The following is a 20,549-nucleotide window of genomic DNA, read 5'->3' on the forward strand; positions in this document are numbered from 1 at the left end:
GCGTGAGGGTTGAAGGTTGCGAAAGTGGCTTTCGCAACGTCTGGCGGGACACTTCGCCAGCAGCACAGGAAGAGGCGTCGGTACCGAAAGGGCTCAGGTCTCGTGGCTGGACGGACGACACGCGTGATCCGGCGGACGACACGCGTGACTGGACGGACGACACGACCACGGCCGGGGCTCCGCAGCCGATCTCATCATTTCGGTGGAGGTACCGGCGACCTCAGGCCGAGGATTCCCGTCGGGCCGGCGAGCAGCCTGGTGCGCATGACGACAATCGACAAGACGACCGAAGCGACCACCACCCGCGTCCGGTGGCGCGACCCTGCCACCTGGGGCGGGATCCTCGCGCTGGGCGGCGGCCTCTTCCACACCGTGGTCGCCGCCACGATGCGCCAGGAGGTGTGGGCGCGGATCTTCGACGAAGGATTCTTCAACACGGTCACGCTGGACCCTTCACCCGACCGGCTTCCGATGGCCGAGGCGTTCTGGCTCAGCCCCGGCAGTTTCGGGGTGCCGTTGCTTCTGCTCGGCGGGCTGGTGCTCCGGCAGACCCGGCGCGGCGGACGCGTGCCCGGCTGGCTGGGCTCCGGCGTCGTCGCGTGGGCGGTCCTGCTCGGAATGCTGGGTGGTTTCGACGGCGGGACGATCATCCTGCTGGTCATCGGCGCCCTGTTCCTGGCAGGCGCGTGGTTCGGGAAGAACCCGCACGGCCGCGGTCGTGGAATCATGAGCGAATAACGCGCCGCGACAAGGGAAAGAGGCGGTCGGATGACCGAGTTCCGTGATCTGCTCGCCGACGTCGCCGCCCGTGTCACCCGCTACCGCGAAAACGTCGCCGACGTCCCGGTCTTCCCCGACGACACGACGGGGGTCCGGGAGAAACTCGGTGACCTGCCCGAGAAACCCGCCCCGCCCGCCGACGTGATCCGGCGGCTGGCGGACGCCGTCGAGCCGGCACTGGTGGCGAACACCGGCCCGAGGTACTTCGGTTTCGTCACCGGTGGAGCGCTCGACGCCGCGACGGCGGCGGACATGCTGGCGATCGGCTGGGATCAGCCCGCGTTCAACAAGATCACCTCGCCCGCCGCCGCGATCGTCGAGGAGGTGGCGGGCGAATGGCTCAAGGACGTCCTCGGCCTGCCGTCCGGCGCCTCGTTCGGTTTCGTGACCGGCGGGCAGGGCGCGAACACGGTCGGCCTCGCCGCCGCCCGGCATCACGTCCTGGCGCGGGCCGGGTGGGACGTCGAGCGCCGCGGGCTGCACGGGGCGCCGCCGCTGCCGGTCGTCGCCAGTGAGGAGCGGCACGCGACGATCGACCGGTCCCTCCGCTTGCTCGGCCTCGGCACCGACGCCGTCCGGCCGGTCCGCGCGGACGGCCAGGGTGCCATCGACATCGCCGATCTCGAACGGACGCTCGACGGACCCGCAATCGTTTGCCTCCAGGCGGGGAACGTGAACACCGGCGCGTTCGACGATTTCGCCGCCGCGACGGAGATCGCCCACCGGCACGGAGCGTGGGTGCATGTCGACGGCGCTTTCGGGCTCTGGGCGGCCGCCGCCCCCGCGCTCAAACGGCTGACCGAGGGGCTGGAAAAGGCCGACTCCTGGGCAGTCGACGGGCACAAGTGGCTCAACGTCCCCTACGACTGCGGGTACGCCTTCTGCGCGCATCCCGAGTCGCACCGGGCCTCGATGGCGCTCACCGCCGCGTACCTGACCGGCCAGGGCGAGGGCGGGATGCGGGCGCCGAGCGACTTCGTGCCGGAATCTTCCCGCCGGGCGCGGGGGTTCGCGACATGGGCGGCGCTCAGCGAACTCGGCCGTTCCGGGATCGCCGAGATGATCGAACGGTGCTGCGCGCTGGCCAGGAGGTTCGCCGAGAAACTGGAAGCGTGCGAAGGCGTCACCGTCGTGAACGACGTGGTGCTGAACCAGGTGCTCGTCGGCTTCGGCGACGACACGGACCGGATCGTCGAGGCCCTTCAGCGTTCCGGCGAGTGCTGGATGGGCGCGACCACCTGGCACGGCATGCGCCTGATGCGCGTCTCCGTGTCCAACTGGAGCACCACCGAGGCGGACGTCGATCGCAGTGTCGAAGCCATCCGGAGAGCGATCAGGAATCGAGAAGCGTCGTGAACCGGTCTCACCTAGCGTGACCGTCATGGACATCGCCATTCACGGGAGCTTCCTCCCGCAGACCGACCCCGACGCCGCTCTCGCCTTCTACCGCGACCTCCTCGGTTTCGAGGTGCGCAACGACGTCGGCTACGACGGCATGCGCTGGATCACCGTCGGCCCGCCGGGGCAGCCGGTGTCGATCGTGCTGCACCCGCCCGCCGTCGACCCGGGTATCACCGAGGACGAACGCCGCGTCATCGGCGAGATGATGGCCAAGGGCACCTACGCGGGCATCCTGTTCTCCTCCGACGATCTCGACGGTCTCTTCAAGCACCTGCAGGAGTCGGGGGCCGAGGTCATCCAGGAGCCAACCGACCAGCCGTACGGCCTGCGTGACGGCGCCGTCCGCGACCCGTCGGGCAACCTGATCCGTATCCAGCAGCGCGTCTGAGCTCACCGGGTGCGGGCGCGGACGTGGACCCGTTCGCCCTGTTCGCCGAAGAGGCTGAGCACCTCGACCCGCCCGCGGCCGGTGGCGCCGAACCAGTGCGGCGTCCGGCAGTCGAACTCGGCGGCCTCGCCCGCGCCGAGCACGACGTCCTGGTCGCCGAGCACGAGCCGGAGCCTGCCCCGCAGCACGTAGAGCCATTCGCGTCCGCCATGTGATCGCGGGTGGGGTTCGGCGTCGCTCGCCGGGATCGTCATCTTGTAGGCGCGGGGCCCGTCCTCGTGCCGGGTGAGCGGGATGAGGACACGCCCGTCCGCGGGCGCTTCGAGCACTCTCGGTGAGGAGACGATCTCGTCGACGCGCAGGCCCAGCGCGGCGATGACCGGCAGCAGCAGTTCGAGACTCGGTTTGCGCTGCCCGGATTCGAGCCGGGACAGGGTGCTGGTGGAGATGCCGGTGGCCCGGCTGAGTTCCACCAGCGTGGTGCCCTTCTTCTCCCGGGCGCGGCGCAGCCGGGGCGCGATCTGTTCGATCGCCGCGGTGACGGTGGGTTGGCTCTCCATGCCGCCAGCACAGCATCTCGTCCCGGTTCCGGCAACGTTCTTTGCCGAAACAGCCAGAAGCTCCCGATGCTGGCCGCATGATCGAGACGAAACGCCTTCCAGCCGGGGTCTACCTCCTGGCTTTCAGCCTGTTCGCGATGGGGAGCGCCGAGTTCCTGATGGCCGGGGTCCTGCCCGCGGCCGCCGACGATCTCGGCGTCTCCCTGTCGTCCGCGGGCGCCCTCATCACCGCGTTCGCCCTCGGCGTCGTCCTCGGCGGCCCGCCGTTCGCCGTGCTGAGCCTGAAATGGCCGCGGCGTACGGCCTTGATGGCGACGCAGGCCGCCTTCGCCGCCGCCATCGCGATCGGACTGCTCGCGGACGACTACTGGATCCTCCTGATCACCAGGTTCATCGCCGGTCTCGCCTACGCGGGTTTCTTCGCCGTCGCCGCCGTGACCGCGATCAGCCTCGTGACACCCGACCGCAACGCCCGCGCTTCGGGGGTCGTCGTCGCCGGGCTCAGCGTCGCCATGGTGGCCGGGGGACCGGCGGGCACCCTGCTGAGCAACCTCACCGACTGGACCGGCGGCTTCTGGGGAGTCGTCGCGCTCACCGTCCTTGGCGTGGTCGCCTGTGCCGTCGGCCTGCCCGCCACCACCTCCGCCGCCCCGACCCTTTCGGGTGAGCTGCGCGCCATGCGGACGCCGCGCCTCTGGGGTGTCTACGCGATCACCATCCTGAGCACGGCCGCGTACATGCTGTCCTTCAACTACCTGGCGGCGATGCTCGAAGGCGTCGTGCCCGCGATCTGGATCCCCGCGGTCCTCGCGCTGTTCGGGATCGGCGCCTTCGCCGGACTGTCGCTCGGCGGCCGGATCTCGGACCGCCTGCCGCATCACGCGCTGCTGGGCGGCGCCGCCGGCATCGCGGTCTTTTCGGCGCTGCTCGCGCTTTTCGCCACTTCCGCCTTGGTGGTCGTGCCGACGGTGTTCCTGCTGGGTGTCGCGGCCTTCGTGCTCAATCCGGCGCTCTACGGGCGGGTCTTCACCATCGCGGGCTCCGCCCCGACCCTCGCCGGCGCGACCACGGTCTCGGCCTTCCAGCTGGGCATCAGTCTCACTCCGGCTTTCGCCGCCGGGGCACTGAACCTGGGGGCCGCGCTGACCGCGATCCCGTGGATCGGGGCGGCGCTGGCGCTGGCCACCATCCCGCTGGTGCTCCTCGATCGCTCGCGTGATCGCATGCTCACTTGCTAGCATGCGAGCATGTCCCAGGTCGCCAAGCGGCAATTCAACGTCTATCTGCCGAACGACCTCATCAAGCGGGTGAAGCACGCGTCCGTCGACGCCGACGAGTCGCTCTCGTCGTTCGTCGAACGGGTGCTGGAGGAGTACCTGCGGCGGACCAGTGAGGAACGTGAGCGATGAAAGTCATGCCGATCCGCTACAGCGCGGACGTCGAGGCGATGACGCGGTTCTACGAGACGCTCGGCCTCCGCGTCGGGCCGGTGTCACGCCCCGGCGGCTGGGTCGAGATGCCCGCCGCGGGCGGGATGCTGGCCGTCCACCGGGCTTCCGGCGACGACGTGGGCCGCTGTGAGCTGGCCTTCGAGGTCGAAGAACCGTTGGAGGACGTCGCGGAACGCCTGCGAGTGGCCGGATTCGAACCGGGGCCGCCGATGGACGAAGGATTCGGTCACTCGCTGCGCGTCCAGGACCCGGACGGCGTCTGGGTGCAGCTCAACCTGTACGACCGCGACCTCTACACGTGACCGAGACCCGGCGCGCGGGTCCGCTGTTCCTCGCGGTCGGCATCGTCGCGCTCGAGTTCGCGGCGGCCGTCACCGGTTTCGTCGCGTCCAGCCTGCTGCCGATCGTCGCCGCCGAGCTCGACGCGAGGAACGACCTCGGGCTCCTGGTCGCCGGCTCGACGCTGGGGCTGTTCGTCGCGCTTCCCCTGGCGAGCCGGGTTCTCGGCAGGCTGGGCCCGCGCGGGACGCTCGCCGCCGGGATGGGCGCCTACCTCGGCGGTCTGGTCCTGGCCGCGACGGCACGGACGGCGTGGATGTTCGCCCTCGGCCAGTTCTCCGCCGGGCTCGCCAGTGGCCTGCTGGCGATTTTCGGGATCAGCTCGGCGATCCGGCATCTCGACGACCGGCTGCGGATCCGCGTGGTCGCGGCGTCGTCGGCGATGTGGATCGTGCCCGCACTGGTCGGCCCGGCCGCGACCCTGGGACTGGAACATCTCGTCGGCTGGCGGTGGACCCTGCTGCTCCCGGTTCCGTTCGTCCTTTTCGGACGGTTGCTGGTCGTGCGCGCCGCCCGCGGCGAACCGTCCACAGAGGACGGACAGCGGCCGCTCGCGAAGACGCTGACGGTACCGCTGGGAGCGGCACTCGTCGTGTTCAGCGCGGGCTTCTGGCCGCTCGCGCTCGCCGGGGCGGCGATCACCGTCGCCGGGACGATCGCGATCCTGCCGCCGGGCACCGCGCGGCTCCGGCCGGGAACCCCCGCCGCGCTCGGCGCGATGGTGCTGTTCGCCACCGGCTATTTCGGCGCGGACAGTCTCATCACCGTGCTCCTGACGAGCGGGTTCGGGGTGAGCCTCGGGCAGGCGGCGATCGTGTTGAGCGCCGCCCCGCTCGGCTGGGCGGTGACGAGCCTGGTGGCCGCCAAGTTCACTACCGCGCGCTTTCCCGTCGTGGGCTTGGGTATGACCGCACTCGGCACCGCCGTCCTCGCCTTCGGCGGTTCGTTCGCCACGGCTCTCGCCGCCTGGGCCGTCGCCGGGATCGGCGTCGGACTCGCCTATCCCGGCCTGTACATCAGAGCAACGACCGCGGGTTCGAGCGGTTTCACCGCCGCGGAACTGGCGACCGCCGTCATCACCGCGGAATGCGTCGGGCAGCTGCTCGGCAGGGCGGTCGGAGGCGCCTTGAGCTCCTCCGGCACCGGTTTGCTCGCCTCGTACACGCTTTTCGCTGCCTCGCTGGCGGCCGCCGCCTACGCCGCGGCGCGCCGGGAATGAATCAGCTGGCCCGGAGATGCCGCCACGGTCCGACCATCGACCGCCTGCCCATCAGCGTGCCCAGCGCGTCGAGTGCCTGCGAGAGTTCCCGCAGATCCTCGGTCACCAGCGCCTGCGGCCCGTCGCAGAGCGCCTCCTCCGGACGCGGGTGCACGTCCACGAGCACACCGTCGGCGCCCACCGCGATCGCGGCCCGGCTCAGCGGCAGCACGAGATCGCGACGGCCGCCGGAATGCGACGGGTCGATCATCACCGGCAGATGCGAAAGACGCTGGACCACCGGCACCGCCGAGACGTCGAGCGTGTTGCGGGTCGAGGTCTCGAACGTCCGGATCCCGCGCTCGCACAGCACGATGTCGAGACAGCCGCGTTGCGCGATGTACTCGGCCGCCATCAGCCATTCCTCGATGGTGGAGTTCATCCCGCGTTTGAGCAGCACCGGTTTCCCGGCCCGGCCCGCCGCCTGAAGCAGCCCGAAGTTCTGCATGTTCCGGGTGCCGATCTGCAGCATGTCGGCGTATTCGGCGACCATGTCGACGTCGTGCGGTGCCACCACCTCGGTGACCACCGGGAGCCCGGTCTCGGTTCGGACATCGGCCAGGATCCGGAGCCCGAGTTCACCCAGCCCCTGGAACGCGTACGGCGACGTCCTGGGTTTGAAGGCGCCGCCGCGGAGAAGGGTGGCGCCCGCTCTCTTGGCCATCAGCGCCGCTTCGAGGGTCTGCTCCGGTGTCTCCACCGCGCACGGCCCGGCGACCAGTGTCGTGGTGTCCGGCCCGATCGACACCCCGCCGACCACGACCGTCGATCGGCCCTCCGGGCGGTGTTCGCGGCTGACCAGCTTGTACTTCGCGGAAATCCGCGTCACCCGTGCGACGCCGGGGCGCCCGCTGAGGTTCAGTGTTTCGAACAGGTCGACATCGCCGATCAGCCCGACGATCGTCCTGCTCACCCCACGGCTGACGAAGGCGCTTCCACCGACGGATTCCACCTGGTCGACGATCGCCCACACCTCTTCGTCGGTGGCGTCCGGCGTCATCACGATGACCATATCCACGATCTCCTCTAGGTCGGCGGGCGAGCCTGAAGTCCCTCCCGGCAGGCTCATCGTCGCCGCGCCGCCCGGCACCTCACGTCCTTAAACCTGCCGCAATCGGAGAGACGTCACGGCCGGTGCCCGGCTGGGATCGTCGGAACAGGTTCACGCGAGGACCGGTGTCCTCCCGCTGCCAGCCCACCCGGTTCCACGGCTAGGAGGAAATGGTGTCGAACACCGAGAACCCGACTCGCGAACAGCTCGTCCAGCGGGCCACCGATCTGGTTCCGACGCTGCGGAAGCACGCGGCCTGGACGGAGGAGAACCGGCGGCTGCACGACGAGTCGATCGAGGCGATCACCGAGGCCGGTCTCTTCCGGCTGCGGGTTCCCAAGCGGTACGGCGGGTACGAAGCGGACACCCGGACCATCGTCGAGGTCGCCGCGGAGCTGGGCCGTGCCGACGCCTCGCCCGCCTGGACGACCGCGGTCAGCTGGATCACCAGCTGGATGACCGGGCTCTTCCCGGACGCGGTACAGGACGAGGTCTTCTCCCGCCCCGACATCCGGGTGTGCGGGACGCTCAGCCCGACGGCGATCGCCGGCCCCGCCGAGGGCGGCATCGTCGTCAACGGCAAGTGGGGCTTCATCAGCGGCGCGCGGCACGCCCACTGGCAGGTCGTCATCGCGGTCCTCGTCGAGGAAGGCGCGGAGCCGTACCCGGTCATGGGAGTCGTCCCGCTGACGGATCTGCTGATCGTCGACGACTGGAACACCACCGGCCTGCGCGGCACCGGCAGTGTCAGCACGGTCGCCAAGGACCTGTTCATCCCGAGCGAGCGGATCATCAGCCTGCCGTCGGTCCTGCAGGGGCAGTACTCCTCGACGGCCAACGCCGGGCTGGAGATCTTCCGCGCGCCCCTGCTCCCGGTCGCCGCGGCGTCGTCGGTCGGCAGCGTCCTCGGCCTCGGCCGGGCCGCGAAGGAGCTGTTCCTCAAGCGCCTGCCGAACCGCAAGATCACTTACACCGCCTACGAAAGCCAGCGTGAGGCACCGCTGACACACCACCAGGTCGCCGACGCGACGCTGAAGCTGGACGAGGCCGAGTTCCACGCGACCCGGCTGACTTCGCTCGTCGACGGGAAGGCGGCCGACGGCACGCCGTGGAAACTCGACGAGCGCGCCCAGGCGCGTGCCGACATGGGCGCGACGGTGAAGCTGAGCAAGGAAGCCATCGACATCTTCGCCAACGCCAGCGGCGGGTCGTCGATCTTCGCCGACGTCCCGATCCAGCGCATCGTCCGCGACATCCAAGCGGTCAACCTCCACGCGCTCATGCACCCCGACACCAACAACGAGCTGTACGGGCGCGTGCTGTGCGGGCTCGAGCCGAACACCCTCTACATCTGACGCCCCGAGACCTCCAGGAAGGAAAGTCATGACGACCACCGAAACCGCCAAGGTCACCGACGCGGACAAGGCGGCCATCGCGGCCCTCACCCAGAAGGTCATCGCCGCCTGGGCCTACCACGACGCGGACGCGTTCGCCGACGTCTTCACCGAGGACGGCACGATGATCCTCGCCGGCAGCTTCGCCGACGGGCGCGAAGAGATCCGGGCGTTCCTCAAGGACGCCTACGCCACCAACTACAAGGGCACGCAGGTGACCGGGAAGCCCGTCAGCCTTCGCTTCCTTTCGGCGGACTCCGCGGTGCTGTTGACCCAGGGCGGCGTGCTGTACAAGGGAGAGTCCGAGGTCGCCGACCACAACGCGATCCGCGCTTCGTGGACCGTCGCCCGCCAGGACGGCGAGTGGCGGCTCGCCGCGTACCAGAACACCCCGCGCGACAAGTGAGTCCCGCCGCCCGAGGGCGGCGATGTCCGAAGAGGCCTGTCTCCCACCGGAGGCAGGCCTCTTCGGTGTCTGTCCTTTGTGGAACGTCGGGGGCACGACTGGAGGGGCGGCCTGCCGGGCGTGTCGCGAAAGCCACTTTCGCGACTTCCGATGTCCCGAAAGTGGCTTTCGGGACGCTCTCGAACGGCGGTGGCGGCAGGAGACGCCGAAAGGGCCGGTCACGTCACCGGGGAGGTGAGCGTGCCGGCCCGACAGGCGGATCGTGCGACGGCGTCAGGCCGTGCGGCTCTCCGGGGTCGTCGAGGCCGCCAGCTTCGTCACCACGTCCCTGGTGAAGGTGGCGAGGTCGGGGTCCTCGAACAAACCGCCCATGTCGATCTGGACGCCGAGCTCGTCCTCGATCCGCGCCGCGATCCGGACCGCCGAGATCGACTGGCCCCGCAGCTCGAAGAAGGTGGCGCCGGCGGGGATTTCCCGGACGTTGAGGACGTCCTTCCAGATCTCCTTGATGTGCTCGGCCGCGGTGGACAGGTCGGCACGCCGCTCGTCGTTGGTCATGGTGGAATCCTCCTGCTCGCCGGTTCTCGGATCCATGATCCCGGCGAACAGCCGACCGTCACGTCTCCACGTTTGCGGTCCCGCTCGCGGTCAGGCCGCGAGGTCACCGCCGAGCAGGTCGTTCCGGAGCGCGGTCAAATCCGGGTACGAGGCGAGGTCCGGCACGGTCCAGCCGTCGAGGTCGTACTCGCCGAGGCATTCGTCGGCGAACCTCTTGTAGCCGTCGAGTTCGCCGCCCGCCATCTGCGAGAACAGCAGCTCCACGCGGGTGTTCTCGTGGTTGCCGGAGTAGTTCCGCTCGTACAGTTCGTGTCGCCCGCCGAATTCGGTGCCGATGGCATCCCACAGCAGCTTCATCAGTTTCACCCGCTCGACGGCGGTGGCGCCGCCCGAGCCACGGACGTATTTGTCGAGATACGGCCGGATCGCCGGGTTCTTGAAGTCCTCCGCGCTGGAGTTGACGTAGATCAGCCCGCTGGCCACGTCCTGCTCGATGATCTCCTTGATCCGGGGATAGCCGATCTGCATGAACCACCGGTAGGCGAGCCCGTACTGCGGATTGGGCAGCAGCGCGCCGTTGTTCCATTCGATCGGGTTCCGCGCGGACGCGTCGGAAAGCGCCCAGAACAGATTGCGCCAGGCCAGCACCTCGCCGAGCCTGCTCTGCACGCCACGGAAGTCCTGGGTGCCGGTCATCTCCAGCGCCTTGGCCAGCAGCCCGGCGATGAACTCGAGTTTCACGGCGAGGCGGGTGCAGCCGTGGAAGGTGAACCGCTCGACGAAACCCGAGCGGCCGGTGAACATCTGCACCTTGCCGAGATCACCGTAGATGAACACGTTCTCCCACGGGATGAGGACCTTGTCCAGCACGAGAATGGTGTCGTTCTCGTCCAGCCGGGAGGAAAGCGGATAGTCGAACGGGCTGCCCATGACCGCGGCGGTCGCCGAATAGGACGGGCGGCAGATCAGCTTGACCCCCGGCGCGCCCATCGGCACCGTGGCGACCAGCGCGAATTCCCGTTTCTTGATCGGCAGCCCGTAATGCGCGATGAAGTTGTAATGGGTGAGCGCGGACCCGGTCGCGACGACCTTCGCCCCGCTGACCAGCAGACCGGAGTCGGTCTCCTTCTCCACCCTGATGAACACGTCCGCGACCTCGTCCGGCGGCCGGTCGCGGTCGACCGGGGGATGGACGATCGCGTGGTTCCAGTACAGGACCTTCTCCTGGGATTCCCGGTACCAGCGCCGGGCGTTGTCCTCGAACGGCGCGTAGAACTCGGCGTTGGCCCCCAGCGTGCCGAGGAAGGCGGCCTTGTAGTCGGGGCTCCGGCCCATCCAGCCATAACTCATCCGTGCCCACTGCGCGATGGCCTTCTGGTCCGCGACAAGGTCTTCGACGCTGCGCGACGTGGTGAAGAACCGGTGGGTGTAGCCGCCACCGCCGGTGTCGGTCGAAGTGGTGAGCACGTCCTTGGTCTTGGGGTCGTGGAGGGCGTCGTAGAGCCGCGCCGTCATCCGGATGGGGTTGTGGAACGCCGGATGGGTGGTCACATCCTTGACGCGGTCACCGTAAAGGTAGATTTCGCGATCGTCACGCAGGCTTTCGATGTATTCGCCGCCGGTCAGCGGCCGCGTTCCTGCGGGGGTGTCCTGGTCGCCCGTCACGAGTTCTTCCTCATTCCTGCCCGACAGCACGCACGTGGATTCCTCTCCGGTCAGCATTTCACCGGGCGGACCGCGGCGGCACCTTCTCCGATGCGGCTTCGCTCGCGGAGACGCGACCGCGCGGGCAATCGAGGAGTACGGGAATGTTTCCCCGGCCATAGACTGGAATTGCTCAGTCAATTCTTCCGAGCCTGCTCAATGCGGCTGCACTGATTCCGAAGCCGCCCCTCAGATCAGAAGGAGATCGCTGTGAGCGGTGCAATCGACGATCGCCGTGCCCCTGACCGGCTGGAGCGGAAATAATGCGGGTCCTGTTCTCGACCATTCCGTTGTCGGGGCACTTCTTCCCGATGGTCCCGCTGGCCTGGGCGTGCCGGCTCGCCGGCCACGAAGTGCTCGTCACCACCGCGGAGAACTTCGTCCCGACGGTGGCGCGGTCGGGTCTGCCGGTCGTGGCGTGCGGTCCGGCGGCCGACGGGCTGGACGAGGCGTTCGTCCTGGCCAAGGGACACGAACTCGCGGAGCGGCGCTACGCGCATGGGAAAGGGTTCGCCCGCGTCGCCGCGCGGGCCCTGCCGGGTATGGCGGCGGTGATGGACTCGTGGCGGCCGGACGTGGTCGTGAGCGAACGGGCGGAGCACGCCGGCCCGGTGACCGCCGCCGCGCGCGGGATCCCGGTCGTGGAACTGCACTGGGCCGTCGCGGAACTCGGCGAGTACCGCGCGTCGGCGGCCGCCGAACTGGGTGACCTGCCGACCGCCTCGGCGGTGCTCAACCCGTGGCCGCCGAGCCTGCGCCTGTCCTACTCCGACGGCCATCGGAGCATGTGCAACGTCGACTACAACGGTGACGGGCGGGTGCCGATCTGGGCGTTGCGCCCGGCGGACCGGCCGCGGGTGTGCGTCACCTTCGGTACCGTGCTGCCCCAGTTGTACCTGGACGACGCCTATGAGCTGGTGGTGCCGGTACTGGAGACGCTGGCCAGGATGAACATGGAGATCGTGGTCGCCGTGGACGAGAAGGTCGCGGCGGGCTGGCCTCCGCTGCCCAAGGCCGTCCGCCATGTGGGCAGGCTTCCGCTGTCCGAGGTCCTGCGGACGTGTGATCTGGTGGTCCACCACGGCGGCCAGGGCACGACGCTGACCGCGCTGGCGGCCAGCCTGCCCCAGCTCGTGCTGCCCACGTTCGACGACCAGTTCGACAACGCGGCGGCGGTGGTCCGGGCGGGTGCCGGGATCTGCCTGCCACTGGCCGACTTCACCCCGGCCGCGATCGGTGAGCACTGCGGCGAACTGCTGGCGGTGCCCCGGTACACGGAGGCCGCCACCGAGGTCGCCGGGGAGATGTTCGCCCAGCTCCGCCCCGCGGACGTCGTCCCCTTGCTGGCCCGTCTCGCGTCCTGAGCGGAGAAGAGCCCTGGCCGTGGTGGAAACCCGGCCAGGGCTCTCGCGTTCGGACGGCTCGGTCAGATGTAGAGCGTGTCCGGTTCGAGGCCGCACAGCACCCGGCCGTACAGCTCGTTGTTGGTGTTCGGGTTCATCAGCGCGTGCAGGCTGATCGCCTGGATGTCCCGCGCGATCCGCTGGATCGGCACGTCGAGGTAGATGGACGAACCGCCGCTCGCCGACTGGAAGATGTCGATGGATTCCTTGGCGAGCCGGACGATCGCGCCGACGTCGGCGCGAACCTGTGCGCGTTCTCCGAGCTTCCACGGCGTGTTTTCCGCCGACTTGGTGTCGACGAGGTTCGTCAGCCGCCACGCGTGGAATTCCGCGGCATCGAGCTTCAGCGCCGCTTCGGCGACCTGGTGGTGCGTGAGCGGGGCTTCTCGCTGGCTTTCGTAGCCCGTGTACGTGATCTTCCGGTCGGGCAGCCGGCTCAGGAAGCTGTCCTTCGCGCCCTTCGCGAGGCCGATCGCGGTGCCGACCGCGGACGCGGACGCCACCGGGAGCAGCGGCGCCCGGTAGATCGGACTCCCCGCGTTCAGCTTGGACGCGCTCTGCCCTTCGAGCACCGCGGGCAGCGGCAGGATCCGGTCCTGCGGGACGAACAGGTCCTGCGCGACCGTCGTGACACTTCCGGTCGCCTTCAACCCCGCGGTGTGCCAGTCGTCGACGACCACCAGGTCGGACATCGGGACCAGCGCCATGATCGGGTACGGCTCGCCGTCGTCGGGGACCAGGATCGCGATGATCTCCTGCCAGTGGCTGTGCAGCGCCCCGCTGATGAAGCCCCACTTGCCGTTGACGACGACGCCGCCGTCGACGGGCTTGGCCATCCCACCAGGGCTCAGCGTGCCGCACACCCGGACGTCCGGGGTGGAGAACACCTCGTCCTGGACGTGGTCGGGGAACAGACAGGTCATCCAGGTGGGAATCCAGTAGACGGAGGCGACCCACGAGGTCGAACCGTCCGCGCCGCCGAGCTCGGTGGCCACGTCCGCCAGTGTCTTCGTGTCCACCTCGTAGCCGCCGTAACGGACCGGCGTACGCAGCTTGAAGACCCCCGCGTCGGCGAGTGCCTCGATGGACTCTTCCGGTATCCGGCGGGTTTCCTCGGCTTCGGCGGCGTTCGCGCGCAATACCGGCGCCACCTCGGCGGCCTGGCGAACCAGCTGCTCACGCGTCGGTATGTCGGTGGTCGGCATCATGTCCTCCTGACACGGGTAAGGGACGTCGCCGACCATCCCACGGTCCCGGACCGGGCCGCGTCCTCTCGAATGCCCATGCGGGCAACGCCGTCTGAGGGGTAAGGCAAAGGTGGCAGGTCGCGAAAGGCCGCGAGCTGACCGCCCACCGCACCCGACACCGGGCGAAGGTGTCCCTTGTGGACACTCGGGGCTCAATATCCCGATGATCCCGTAACCTGCCGTGGCCGAAGGCTCCTTTCGCTGCATCAGACGCGGCGAAGGGAGCCTTCATCCCACCCCACCGCGGAGAAACCGCTGGGTCGGTGGCGGCGTCCCGAATGTGGCTTTCGCGAACGCCTACCCGGTCATGAACTCGTCGAGCGTGACCGGTCCGCCTTCGGCCATCGCCGCGAGCAGGGCGGCGAACCGTTCGGCGGGCATGGTGCGCACGCCCAGCGCGACCGCCTTGTCCACTTTGGACCCCGCGCCCGCGCCGACCACGACCAGATCCGTGCGGCCGGAGACCGAGCCGGACGCGGTGCCCCCGAGCCGTTCGACGGCTTCGTTGCCCTCGTCCCTGGTCAATCCCGGCACCGCGCCGGTGACCACGACCTTCATCGGGGCCCCGTCCGGTTTCCGCAGTGGCGCCGCGGCGGGTTCCTCGTCCGCCGGTCCGGGCCGGTCGTGGCCGGGTTCGGTCATGGTGACTCCGCGGTCGGCCAGCCTGTCGATCAACGGGGTCAGTTCGGCGAGATCGGCCGCGATGGTCACCGCGCGTTCGGGGCCGACCCCGTCGACCGCCTGGAGATCGTCGATCGTCGCCGCCAGTAACGCCCGCATGGTCCCGAAATGGGCGGCGAGCCGCCGCGACATCGCGCGGCCCGCCATCCGGATGCCGAGCGCGGTGAGCAACCGCGACAGCGGCCGTTCCTTCGACGCGGCGATGCTGGCCACCAGCTTGCCCGAGGAGAGTTCCGCGAACCGTTCGAGTGTCGCCAGTGTCCCGGCGTCGAGATCGTAGAGATCGGCGGGGTCGGTGACCATGCCTTCGCCGACGAGCTGGTCGAGGATCTTCTCGCCGAGACCTTCGATGTCCATCGCGTTGCGTGTCGCGTAGTAGGCGAGCGCTTGGCGCGCGCCGCAGACGCGCCCTCCGGTGCAGCGCCACCGTTTCTGGCTCCGGTCGATCTCGCCTCCGCACCGGGGGCAGTGCGCCGGTGGCAGGAACGGGACCGAGCCGGCGGGCCGTTCGTCCAGTTTGGCCCCGACGACCTCAGGGATCACGTCACCCGCGCGCCGGACGAACACCGTGTCGCCGACCCGGACGTTGCGCCGCACGAGGTCGTCGAAATTGTGCAGGGTCGCCGAGGTGACCTTGACGCCGCCGAACAGCACCGGGGCGAGCGTGGCCACCGGGGTGATGACACCGGTGCGGCCGACCTGGACGTCGATCCCGAGCAAGGTGGTGGTGCGCGTGTCGGCGGGGAACTTGTAGGCGATCGCCCAGCGCGGGGCCTTGCTCGACGAACCGGCCAGCTCCCGGTCCGCCGGGGCGTCCGCCTTGATCACCGCGCCGTCCACACCGAACCCGAGCGTCGCCCTGGCTTCCCGGAGCGCCTCGACCGCGGCGAGCACCTCGTCGATGCCGTCGCAGATCGTCATACCCGGCCCGGAACTCGCCGTGGTCATCACACCGAGGGATTCGAGCGCGGTGACCGCGGCCGAATGCGGCATCGAGGCGTCCAGGCCCTGTACGGCATAGGCGAAGAACGACAGTGGCGCGTGGTAGCCGCGTTTGTCCGCGCGCAGCGTTCCCGCGGCCGCGCTGCGCGGATGGGCGAACACGGGTTCGTCGTGCTCGACGCGCATCGCGTTGGCCACTTCGAAATCGGCGTCGGTCATGAAGACCTCGCCGCGGACCTCGATGGTCGCCCCGGTGCTCAGCCGTCCGGGAAGACCGGCGGCCCGGCGGGCCGTCCCGGTCACGTCCTCGCCGGTGCGCCCGTCACCCCTGGTCGCGATCCGGACCAGCTTGCCGTCGACATACCACGCGGCGATGGCGAGGCCGTCGATCTTCGGTTCGACCGTGTACCCGGCGGCCGGCCCGCCGAGCAGTTTTTCCAGCCGGGCCGCCCACTTCCGCAGCTGGTCCTCGGCGAACACGTTGTCGAGGCCGAGCATCGGGGAACTGTGCTCGATGTCGCCGCCCGCCGCCGCACCACCGGCGACCGCACCGGTCGGCGACCCCGCCGCCCGCCAACCAGGATGGGCGGCTTCGGTCGCGGCGATCCGCGCCAGGACGGCGTCGTACGTCGCGTCGTCGACGAGCATTTCGTCGCCGTCGTAGTACGCGGACGCCGCGGCCTTGACCTGTTCGATCGCTTCGGCGTACCGCTGCCGGGTGGCGAAGGGCAGCGCCTGTCCCGGATCGACGACCGCTTCGGCTGCGTTGTCCACCATCGGACCGTACCTCCACAGGTGCGGCTGACACCGTCTCCGAGCTTGCTCTGTTCGCGCTCGCGCGAAAGGTCAGGAAACCCTTGTGGTGGCCGCGATCGGCGCGGTCCCGCCACAGACGAACCGGAAGATCCCGTCGATCGAAACGAGCAGGCCGGTCGGTTCGAAGGTGACGTCACCTGCCGTCGGCAAGGTGACCCGCGCCGTCCCGCCGTCGAGCCGCAGCGGCGTCCCCTCGGCGGTCGCCGGGTTCGACAGCCCCTCGGCGTGGATCGTTTCCGCGGCCGGGCCGCCGACGGCGATCGCCAGCCGCGCGGTGTAGCGCCCCGCAGGCTCGGCCCAGGGATGGTTCGTTGTTTCCACGGTGTTCGCCTGGATCGTCACCGTCTCGCCCGCCGTCGCCGCGGCGGGCGCGGTGACCGTGATGCGCAGCCCCTTCTGGCCGCCCGGCCCCAGCGGTGAGCCGCAGCCCCAGGTGACCGTGACCGTGCCCGCCTGCGCGGTCGCCGGAGCGATCAGGGTCAGGCCTCCCGCGACCGCGATGGTGGCGGCCACGCCCATGATTCTTCGCGCTGTGCGCATCTGTTTCTCCTTACCCCTCCGCATACGGGGCGAGAGTGACGGGAACACCGTTGAAGACCGCGTTCCCGGATAAAGCATCCACTTTGGACTCATCGGTCAGCGTGTTCGCGTTGACCCCCGGATGGTCCGCCGCGACCCGCTGGGCGCTGCCCTGATGGCCCCAGCCGTGCGGGAGGCTCACCACCCCTGGCATGATCCGGTCGGTCGGCTCGACCGGGACGACGAGCTCGCCCGTCGCCGAGCGGACGATCGCCTTGTCGCCGAGGCCGAGCCTGGCCACGTCGGCCGGGTTGACGTGCAGCGTGCACCGGTTGCTCCCGCCGACGAGTGGCGCGGTGTTGTGCAACCAGCTGTTGTTCGACCGGAGCTGGCGCCGCCCGATCAGCAGGAACTCGCCGGGAGGCCCGGCCAGCGCGCGGCGCAGCCGGTCGACGTCGGCGACCAGTTCCGGCGGGGCCAGCTCGACCAGCCCGGACGGCGTGGTGATCAGTTCCTTCAGCCGGGGCTCCAGCGGACCGAGGTCGATGCCGTGCGGATGGGCGCGCAGTTCGGCGAGGGAGAGATCGTAGGGCCCGAGTTTGAGCATCGCGTCGAGCATCCGCTCCGGGCCGCTGTCCCCGGTCAGCCCTGCGGACAGGGCGGCCACGTCGACGTCCGCGAACGGGGAGCCCGGCGCCGAGGTGACGCCTTGGAGCAGCCCGTCGATGATCATGGCGTCCGCCGCGGCGGGGTCGGCCTCCGCGCCGTGGCCGCCGGCGATGAGCAGCAGGCGGGCCAGGATCTCGGCCTCGGACCGCTGATCGTCGTCCAGCGGCGTGATCTGCGGGGAGAACCGGGTGTAGTTGCGGACCGCGACGATGAGCAGCAGGAAATCGTAATGCGGGGTCTGCGTCATCCGTGGTGGCGGCAGGATCACGTCGGCGTGTTTCGTCGTCTCGTTCAGGTACGGGTCCACGCACACCATGAAGTCGAGCCCGGGAAGCGCGCGGTCCAGCCTCGGCCCGTTCGGTGCCGAAAGCACGAGGTTGCCCGCGATCGAGATCAGCGCCCGCACCTGGCCTTCGCCCTCGGTCTCGATCTCGTCGGCGAGGGTCGCGACCGGGAGCTCGCCGAGGGTCTCGGGAAGGCCGCGGACCCTGCTGTGCCACCGGCCGGTGCCGAACGGCTGACCGGTGCGGAAGATCTCCAGTGCCGCGGTCCTGGTGAACATCACCCCGCCCGGCCGGTCGAAATTGCCGGTCAGGATGTTCACCGTGTCCACGAGCCACTGCGTGACGGTCCCGAACTCGGCCGTCGACGTGCCGATCCGGGTGTACACCGCCGCCGTCGGCGCGGCGGCCAGTTCCCTTGCCAGCCTTACGATCTCGTCGGCGGGGACCCCGCTCACCACCTCGACGGCCTCCGGCGTGAACTCTTCGGCGAGCTCCCGGAGTTCCGGGAGACCCCGCACGTCGAGATCGACCGAGGTGAGGTTTTCGGCGAACAGGGTGTGGATGATGCCGAACAGCAGGCCCGCGTCCGTGCCGGGCCGGATGGGCAGGTGCCGGTCGGCGAATTCGGCGGTGCGGGTGCGGCGCGGGTCGACGGCGACCACCGTGCCGCCGCGCCGCCGCAACGCCTTCAGCCTGCGCGGGAAATCCGGGGCCGCGCAGAGCGACCCGTGCGACTCGAGCGGGTTCGCCCCGATGATCAGCAGATAATCGGTCCGGTCGAGGTCGGGGACCGCGATGGCGTACGGATCACCGAACATGAACCCGGTCGAGACGTGTTTGGGCTGCTGGTCGATGGTGCTCGCCGAGTAGACGTTGCGGGTGTTCAGCACCTGCGCCAGCGGTTGCCGGTACATGAAACCGGCCATCGTGTGGTAGGTCGGATTGCCGAAGTAGACGCCGACCGCGTCGCGGCCGTGCGTCTCGATCACCTTCGTCAATCCCGTTTCGACCCGCCGGAACGCCTCGTCCCAGCTCGCTTCCCGCCACCGGTCGCCTTCGCGGATCATCGGCACCCGCAGGCGATCGGGATCCCCTTCGATCTTGCCGAGACTCGCTCCCTTCGGGCAGATGTACCCCTTGGAGAACGGATCTTCCTGGTCGCCGGTCACCGAGAGGACGCGGCCCTCGTCGAGTACCAGTCGCAGGCCGCAGACGGCGTCACAGATCGGGCAGGTCCGGTGCGCGGTGGTGGTCGGCATCGCTCACGCAGCCCGGCGTTCTTCGATCACCGGCGTGACGGCCGCGGCCGGTGCCCAGTTCGCGTGAACGCCGCTCTCCGGCGACGGCCCGAACAGCGACTTCGCCAGCACGCGGAGGACCATGCCGGGACGCATCAGCGCCTCGGGGCGGTCGACGAGGCCGGCGGCCCGCATGTAGGCGGCGGTGACCTTGCCGTCGCGGGTCGCGGCGACCTGCACCCGCTTCAGGTACTTCTGCGCCATCCGGACCTGGAACGTGCGGTTTCCCTTCACCCCGGGGAAAGTGAGGTCCACCGTGTTCGTCATCTCCCACGGCGGGTCGATCACGTCGTGGGCGAGGTCGCGGAAGTAGTCGGTCGGCTCGGGTGCGGCGCCGCTGTGCAGATGCTGGCGCATGGTCATCGCGGACAGCGCCGCGACGCTCATGCCCTGCGCGTACACCGGGTTGAAACAGGTGATCGCGTCACCGGTGACGAGGAGACCGGCGGGGAAGCGGGTGAGCTTCTCGTACTGGCGGCGCACGGTCGTCGGGAAGCGGAACGCCGTGGGCTCGTCGACCGGGTCGGCGTACCGGATGGCGTTGTAGACGTCCTTGGAGGGCAACGTCTTGAGCCACTCGTAGAGCCCGGCCTGGTCGGTGGGAGGGTGGTCGCCGAGCAGACCGTAGGTGGTCAGTTCGAGTTCGCCGCCGTCGGTGCGCACGAAGACCGCGCCGCGCGGGTTGCCGGGGAAGGCGACCGGGTTGATCGCCACGTCGTCGCCGAACGGATCGGCCCCTTCGCGCAACCGGAAGTGCTGCGTGACGTAGACGAGGTCGATCTTCTTGCGCTCCTCCGGTACGGCCCCGTAGCCGAGCTCTTCGAGCCAGACGGGAGTGCGGGAGCCTCGCCCGGTCGCGTCGACGACCAGGTCGGCCTCGATCACCTTCTCCGTCTTCGTGCCGCGTCGTTGCACCCGGACCCCGGTGACCGTGCCGCGATCGGCGGTGGTGACCAGGCCGAGGATGTCGTGCTGCTCGGTGAAGACCACGTTGGGGATCTTCTCGACACGCTCGCGGATGTGGAATTCGAGCACCGGCCGCCGCGCGCCCAGCGTGACGAGGCCGGCGTGCTGCTGCTTCAGCCGCCTGCCGCCGAAGAACCAGCGGCAGCTGCCGGACAGGTCGCCGCCGGGCACCCCGTAGTCCAGTATCTGTTTGGTGAGCCCGGGAAACAGTTCTTCCATGATCTGCTGGCCCCTGGCGAGCAGACCGTTGATGTGCCGCCCTTGTGGCGCGTGACGGCGAGGGCCCTTCGTCCCGACGAGGGTGTCGCGATCCACGATGCGCACCTCGTCGTAGGCGTCCGCGAGGACCCTGGCCGCGAACAATCCGGCAATGCTGCCGCCGAGTACCACCGCGCGGGTTGGCGCATCCTGGCCCATCGCGGTCACCTCCTTCA

Annotated in this window: 19 protein-coding genes; 10 read left to right on the plus strand and 9 right to left on the minus strand. The window is 69.6% G+C overall.

Annotated elements, in window-relative coordinates:
* Window positions 1–264: 264 nt before the first annotated feature.
* The 3 genes from ACFVM3_RS04120 to ACFVM3_RS04130 are packed head-to-tail and all read left to right on the plus strand — an operon-like array spanning window position 265 to window position 2,569.
* A complete protein-coding gene (locus ACFVM3_RS04120) occupies window positions 265–738 on the plus strand; it encodes a DUF6463 family protein (protein WP_378435377.1) in 474 nt (157 codons plus the stop codon).
* 30 nt (window positions 739–768) lie between these two features.
* Complete coding sequence (locus tag ACFVM3_RS04125) at window positions 769–2,136, plus strand: pyridoxal phosphate-dependent decarboxylase family protein (RefSeq protein WP_378435379.1); 1,368 nt, start codon at window positions 769–771, stop codon at window positions 2,134–2,136.
* 25 nt (window positions 2,137–2,161) lie between these two features.
* Window positions 2,162–2,569, plus strand: coding sequence for a VOC family protein (locus tag ACFVM3_RS04130; protein WP_126736854.1), 408 nt, complete (start codon window positions 2,162–2,164; stop codon window positions 2,567–2,569).
* Window positions 2,570–2,571: 2 nt separating this feature from the next.
* Here the strand turns inward: ACFVM3_RS04130 and ACFVM3_RS04135 are convergent, their stop codons facing one another.
* Window positions 2,572–3,129 (minus strand): helix-turn-helix domain-containing protein, encoded by a 558-nt coding sequence (locus ACFVM3_RS04135; RefSeq protein ID WP_378435381.1) that lies wholly within the window; start codon window positions 3,127–3,129, stop codon window positions 2,572–2,574.
* 77 nt (window positions 3,130–3,206) lie between these two features.
* Here ACFVM3_RS04135 and ACFVM3_RS04140 point away from each other — a divergent pair, with 77 nt between their 5' ends.
* Genes ACFVM3_RS04140 through ACFVM3_RS04155 form a run of 4 tightly spaced genes read left to right on the plus strand, consistent with a single transcriptional unit; the run spans window position 3,207 to window position 6,138 of the window.
* Window positions 3,207–4,367, plus strand: a complete 1,161-nt coding sequence (locus tag ACFVM3_RS04140) for an MFS transporter (RefSeq protein WP_378435383.1) — start codon at window positions 3,207–3,209, stop codon at window positions 4,365–4,367.
* A gap of 9 nt (window positions 4,368–4,376) precedes the next feature.
* Window positions 4,377–4,538 carry a CopG family transcriptional regulator gene (locus ACFVM3_RS04145; protein ID WP_340686929.1) on the plus strand — a complete coding sequence of 54 codons (162 nt, stop codon included), beginning with the start codon at window positions 4,377–4,379 and terminating at the stop codon, window positions 4,536–4,538.
* The gene (locus ACFVM3_RS04150; RefSeq protein ID WP_378435385.1) at window positions 4,535–4,882 is read left to right on the plus strand and encodes a VOC family protein; all 348 of its coding nucleotides are present in this window, start codon (window positions 4,535–4,537) and stop codon (window positions 4,880–4,882) included. The genes ACFVM3_RS04145 and ACFVM3_RS04150 overlap by 4 nt, the downstream gene beginning before the upstream one ends.
* Window positions 4,879–6,138 (plus strand): MFS transporter, encoded by a 1,260-nt coding sequence (locus ACFVM3_RS04155; RefSeq protein WP_378435387.1) that lies wholly within the window; start codon window positions 4,879–4,881, stop codon window positions 6,136–6,138. The genes ACFVM3_RS04150 and ACFVM3_RS04155 overlap by 4 nt, the downstream gene beginning before the upstream one ends.
* 1 nt (window position 6,139) lies before the next feature.
* On the opposite strand, the gene aroF is transcribed toward ACFVM3_RS04155, so the two are convergent.
* Entirely contained in the window at window positions 6,140–7,189 is a 1,050-nt protein-coding gene (gene aroF / locus ACFVM3_RS04160) for a 3-deoxy-7-phosphoheptulonate synthase (RefSeq protein ID WP_378435708.1), read from the minus strand.
* 212 nt (window positions 7,190–7,401) lie between these two features.
* On the opposite strand from aroF, the gene ACFVM3_RS04165 reads away from it, so the two are divergent.
* Both ACFVM3_RS04165 and ACFVM3_RS04170 read left to right on the plus strand, forming a co-directional pair.
* A complete protein-coding gene (locus ACFVM3_RS04165; RefSeq protein WP_378435710.1) occupies window positions 7,402–8,583 on the plus strand; it encodes an acyl-CoA dehydrogenase family protein in 1,182 nt (393 codons plus the stop codon).
* 28 nt (window positions 8,584–8,611) lie between these two features.
* Window positions 8,612–9,028, plus strand: coding sequence for an SgcJ/EcaC family oxidoreductase (locus tag ACFVM3_RS04170; RefSeq protein WP_378435389.1), 417 nt, complete (start codon window positions 8,612–8,614; stop codon window positions 9,026–9,028).
* A 273-nt stretch (window positions 9,029–9,301) separates the two neighbouring features.
* On the opposite strand, the gene ACFVM3_RS04175 is transcribed toward ACFVM3_RS04170, so the two are convergent.
* Window positions 9,302–9,586 (minus strand): phosphopantetheine-binding protein, encoded by a 285-nt coding sequence (locus ACFVM3_RS04175; protein WP_378435391.1) that lies wholly within the window; start codon window positions 9,584–9,586, stop codon window positions 9,302–9,304.
* Between the two features lie 90 nt (window positions 9,587–9,676).
* Window positions 9,677–11,251, minus strand: coding sequence for a 4-hydroxyphenylacetate 3-hydroxylase N-terminal domain-containing protein (locus ACFVM3_RS04180; protein ID WP_378435393.1), 1,575 nt, complete (start codon window positions 11,249–11,251; stop codon window positions 9,677–9,679).
* 302 nt (window positions 11,252–11,553) lie between these two features.
* Between ACFVM3_RS04180 and ACFVM3_RS04185 the strand changes: the two genes are divergently transcribed.
* Window positions 11,554–12,654 (plus strand): nucleotide disphospho-sugar-binding domain-containing protein, encoded by a 1,101-nt coding sequence (locus tag ACFVM3_RS04185; protein ID WP_378435395.1) that lies wholly within the window; start codon window positions 11,554–11,556, stop codon window positions 12,652–12,654.
* 62 nt (window positions 12,655–12,716) lie between these two features.
* Here ACFVM3_RS04185 and ACFVM3_RS04190 read toward each other — a convergent pair whose 3' ends face one another.
* From ACFVM3_RS04190 to ACFVM3_RS04210, 5 genes are all read right to left on the minus strand, one after another.
* A complete protein-coding gene (locus ACFVM3_RS04190; protein WP_378435712.1) occupies window positions 12,717–13,898 on the minus strand; it encodes an acyl-CoA dehydrogenase family protein in 1,182 nt (393 codons plus the stop codon).
* Window positions 13,899–14,237: 339 nt separating this feature from the next.
* The gene (gene ligA / locus ACFVM3_RS04195; protein WP_378435397.1) at window positions 14,238–16,340 is read right to left on the minus strand and encodes an NAD-dependent DNA ligase LigA; all 2,103 of its coding nucleotides are present in this window, start codon (window positions 16,338–16,340) and stop codon (window positions 14,238–14,240) included.
* A gap of 69 nt (window positions 16,341–16,409) precedes the next feature.
* Window positions 16,410–16,919 (minus strand): hypothetical protein, encoded by a 510-nt coding sequence (locus ACFVM3_RS04200; RefSeq protein WP_378435399.1) that lies wholly within the window; start codon window positions 16,917–16,919, stop codon window positions 16,410–16,412.
* A 10-nt stretch (window positions 16,920–16,929) separates the two neighbouring features.
* Window positions 16,930–19,110, minus strand: a complete 2,181-nt coding sequence (locus tag ACFVM3_RS04205) for a molybdopterin-dependent oxidoreductase (RefSeq protein WP_378435401.1) — start codon at window positions 19,108–19,110, stop codon at window positions 16,930–16,932.
* A gap of 3 nt (window positions 19,111–19,113) precedes the next feature.
* A complete protein-coding gene (locus tag ACFVM3_RS04210) occupies window positions 19,114–20,532 on the minus strand; it encodes an FAD-binding monooxygenase (protein WP_378435403.1) in 1,419 nt (472 codons plus the stop codon).
* Window positions 20,533–20,549: the final 17 nt, after the last annotated feature.

Origin of the sequence: Amycolatopsis sp. NPDC057786 (assembly GCF_042797905.1) — a bacterium.
GTDB lineage: Bacteria > Actinomycetota > Actinomycetes > Mycobacteriales > Pseudonocardiaceae > Amycolatopsis.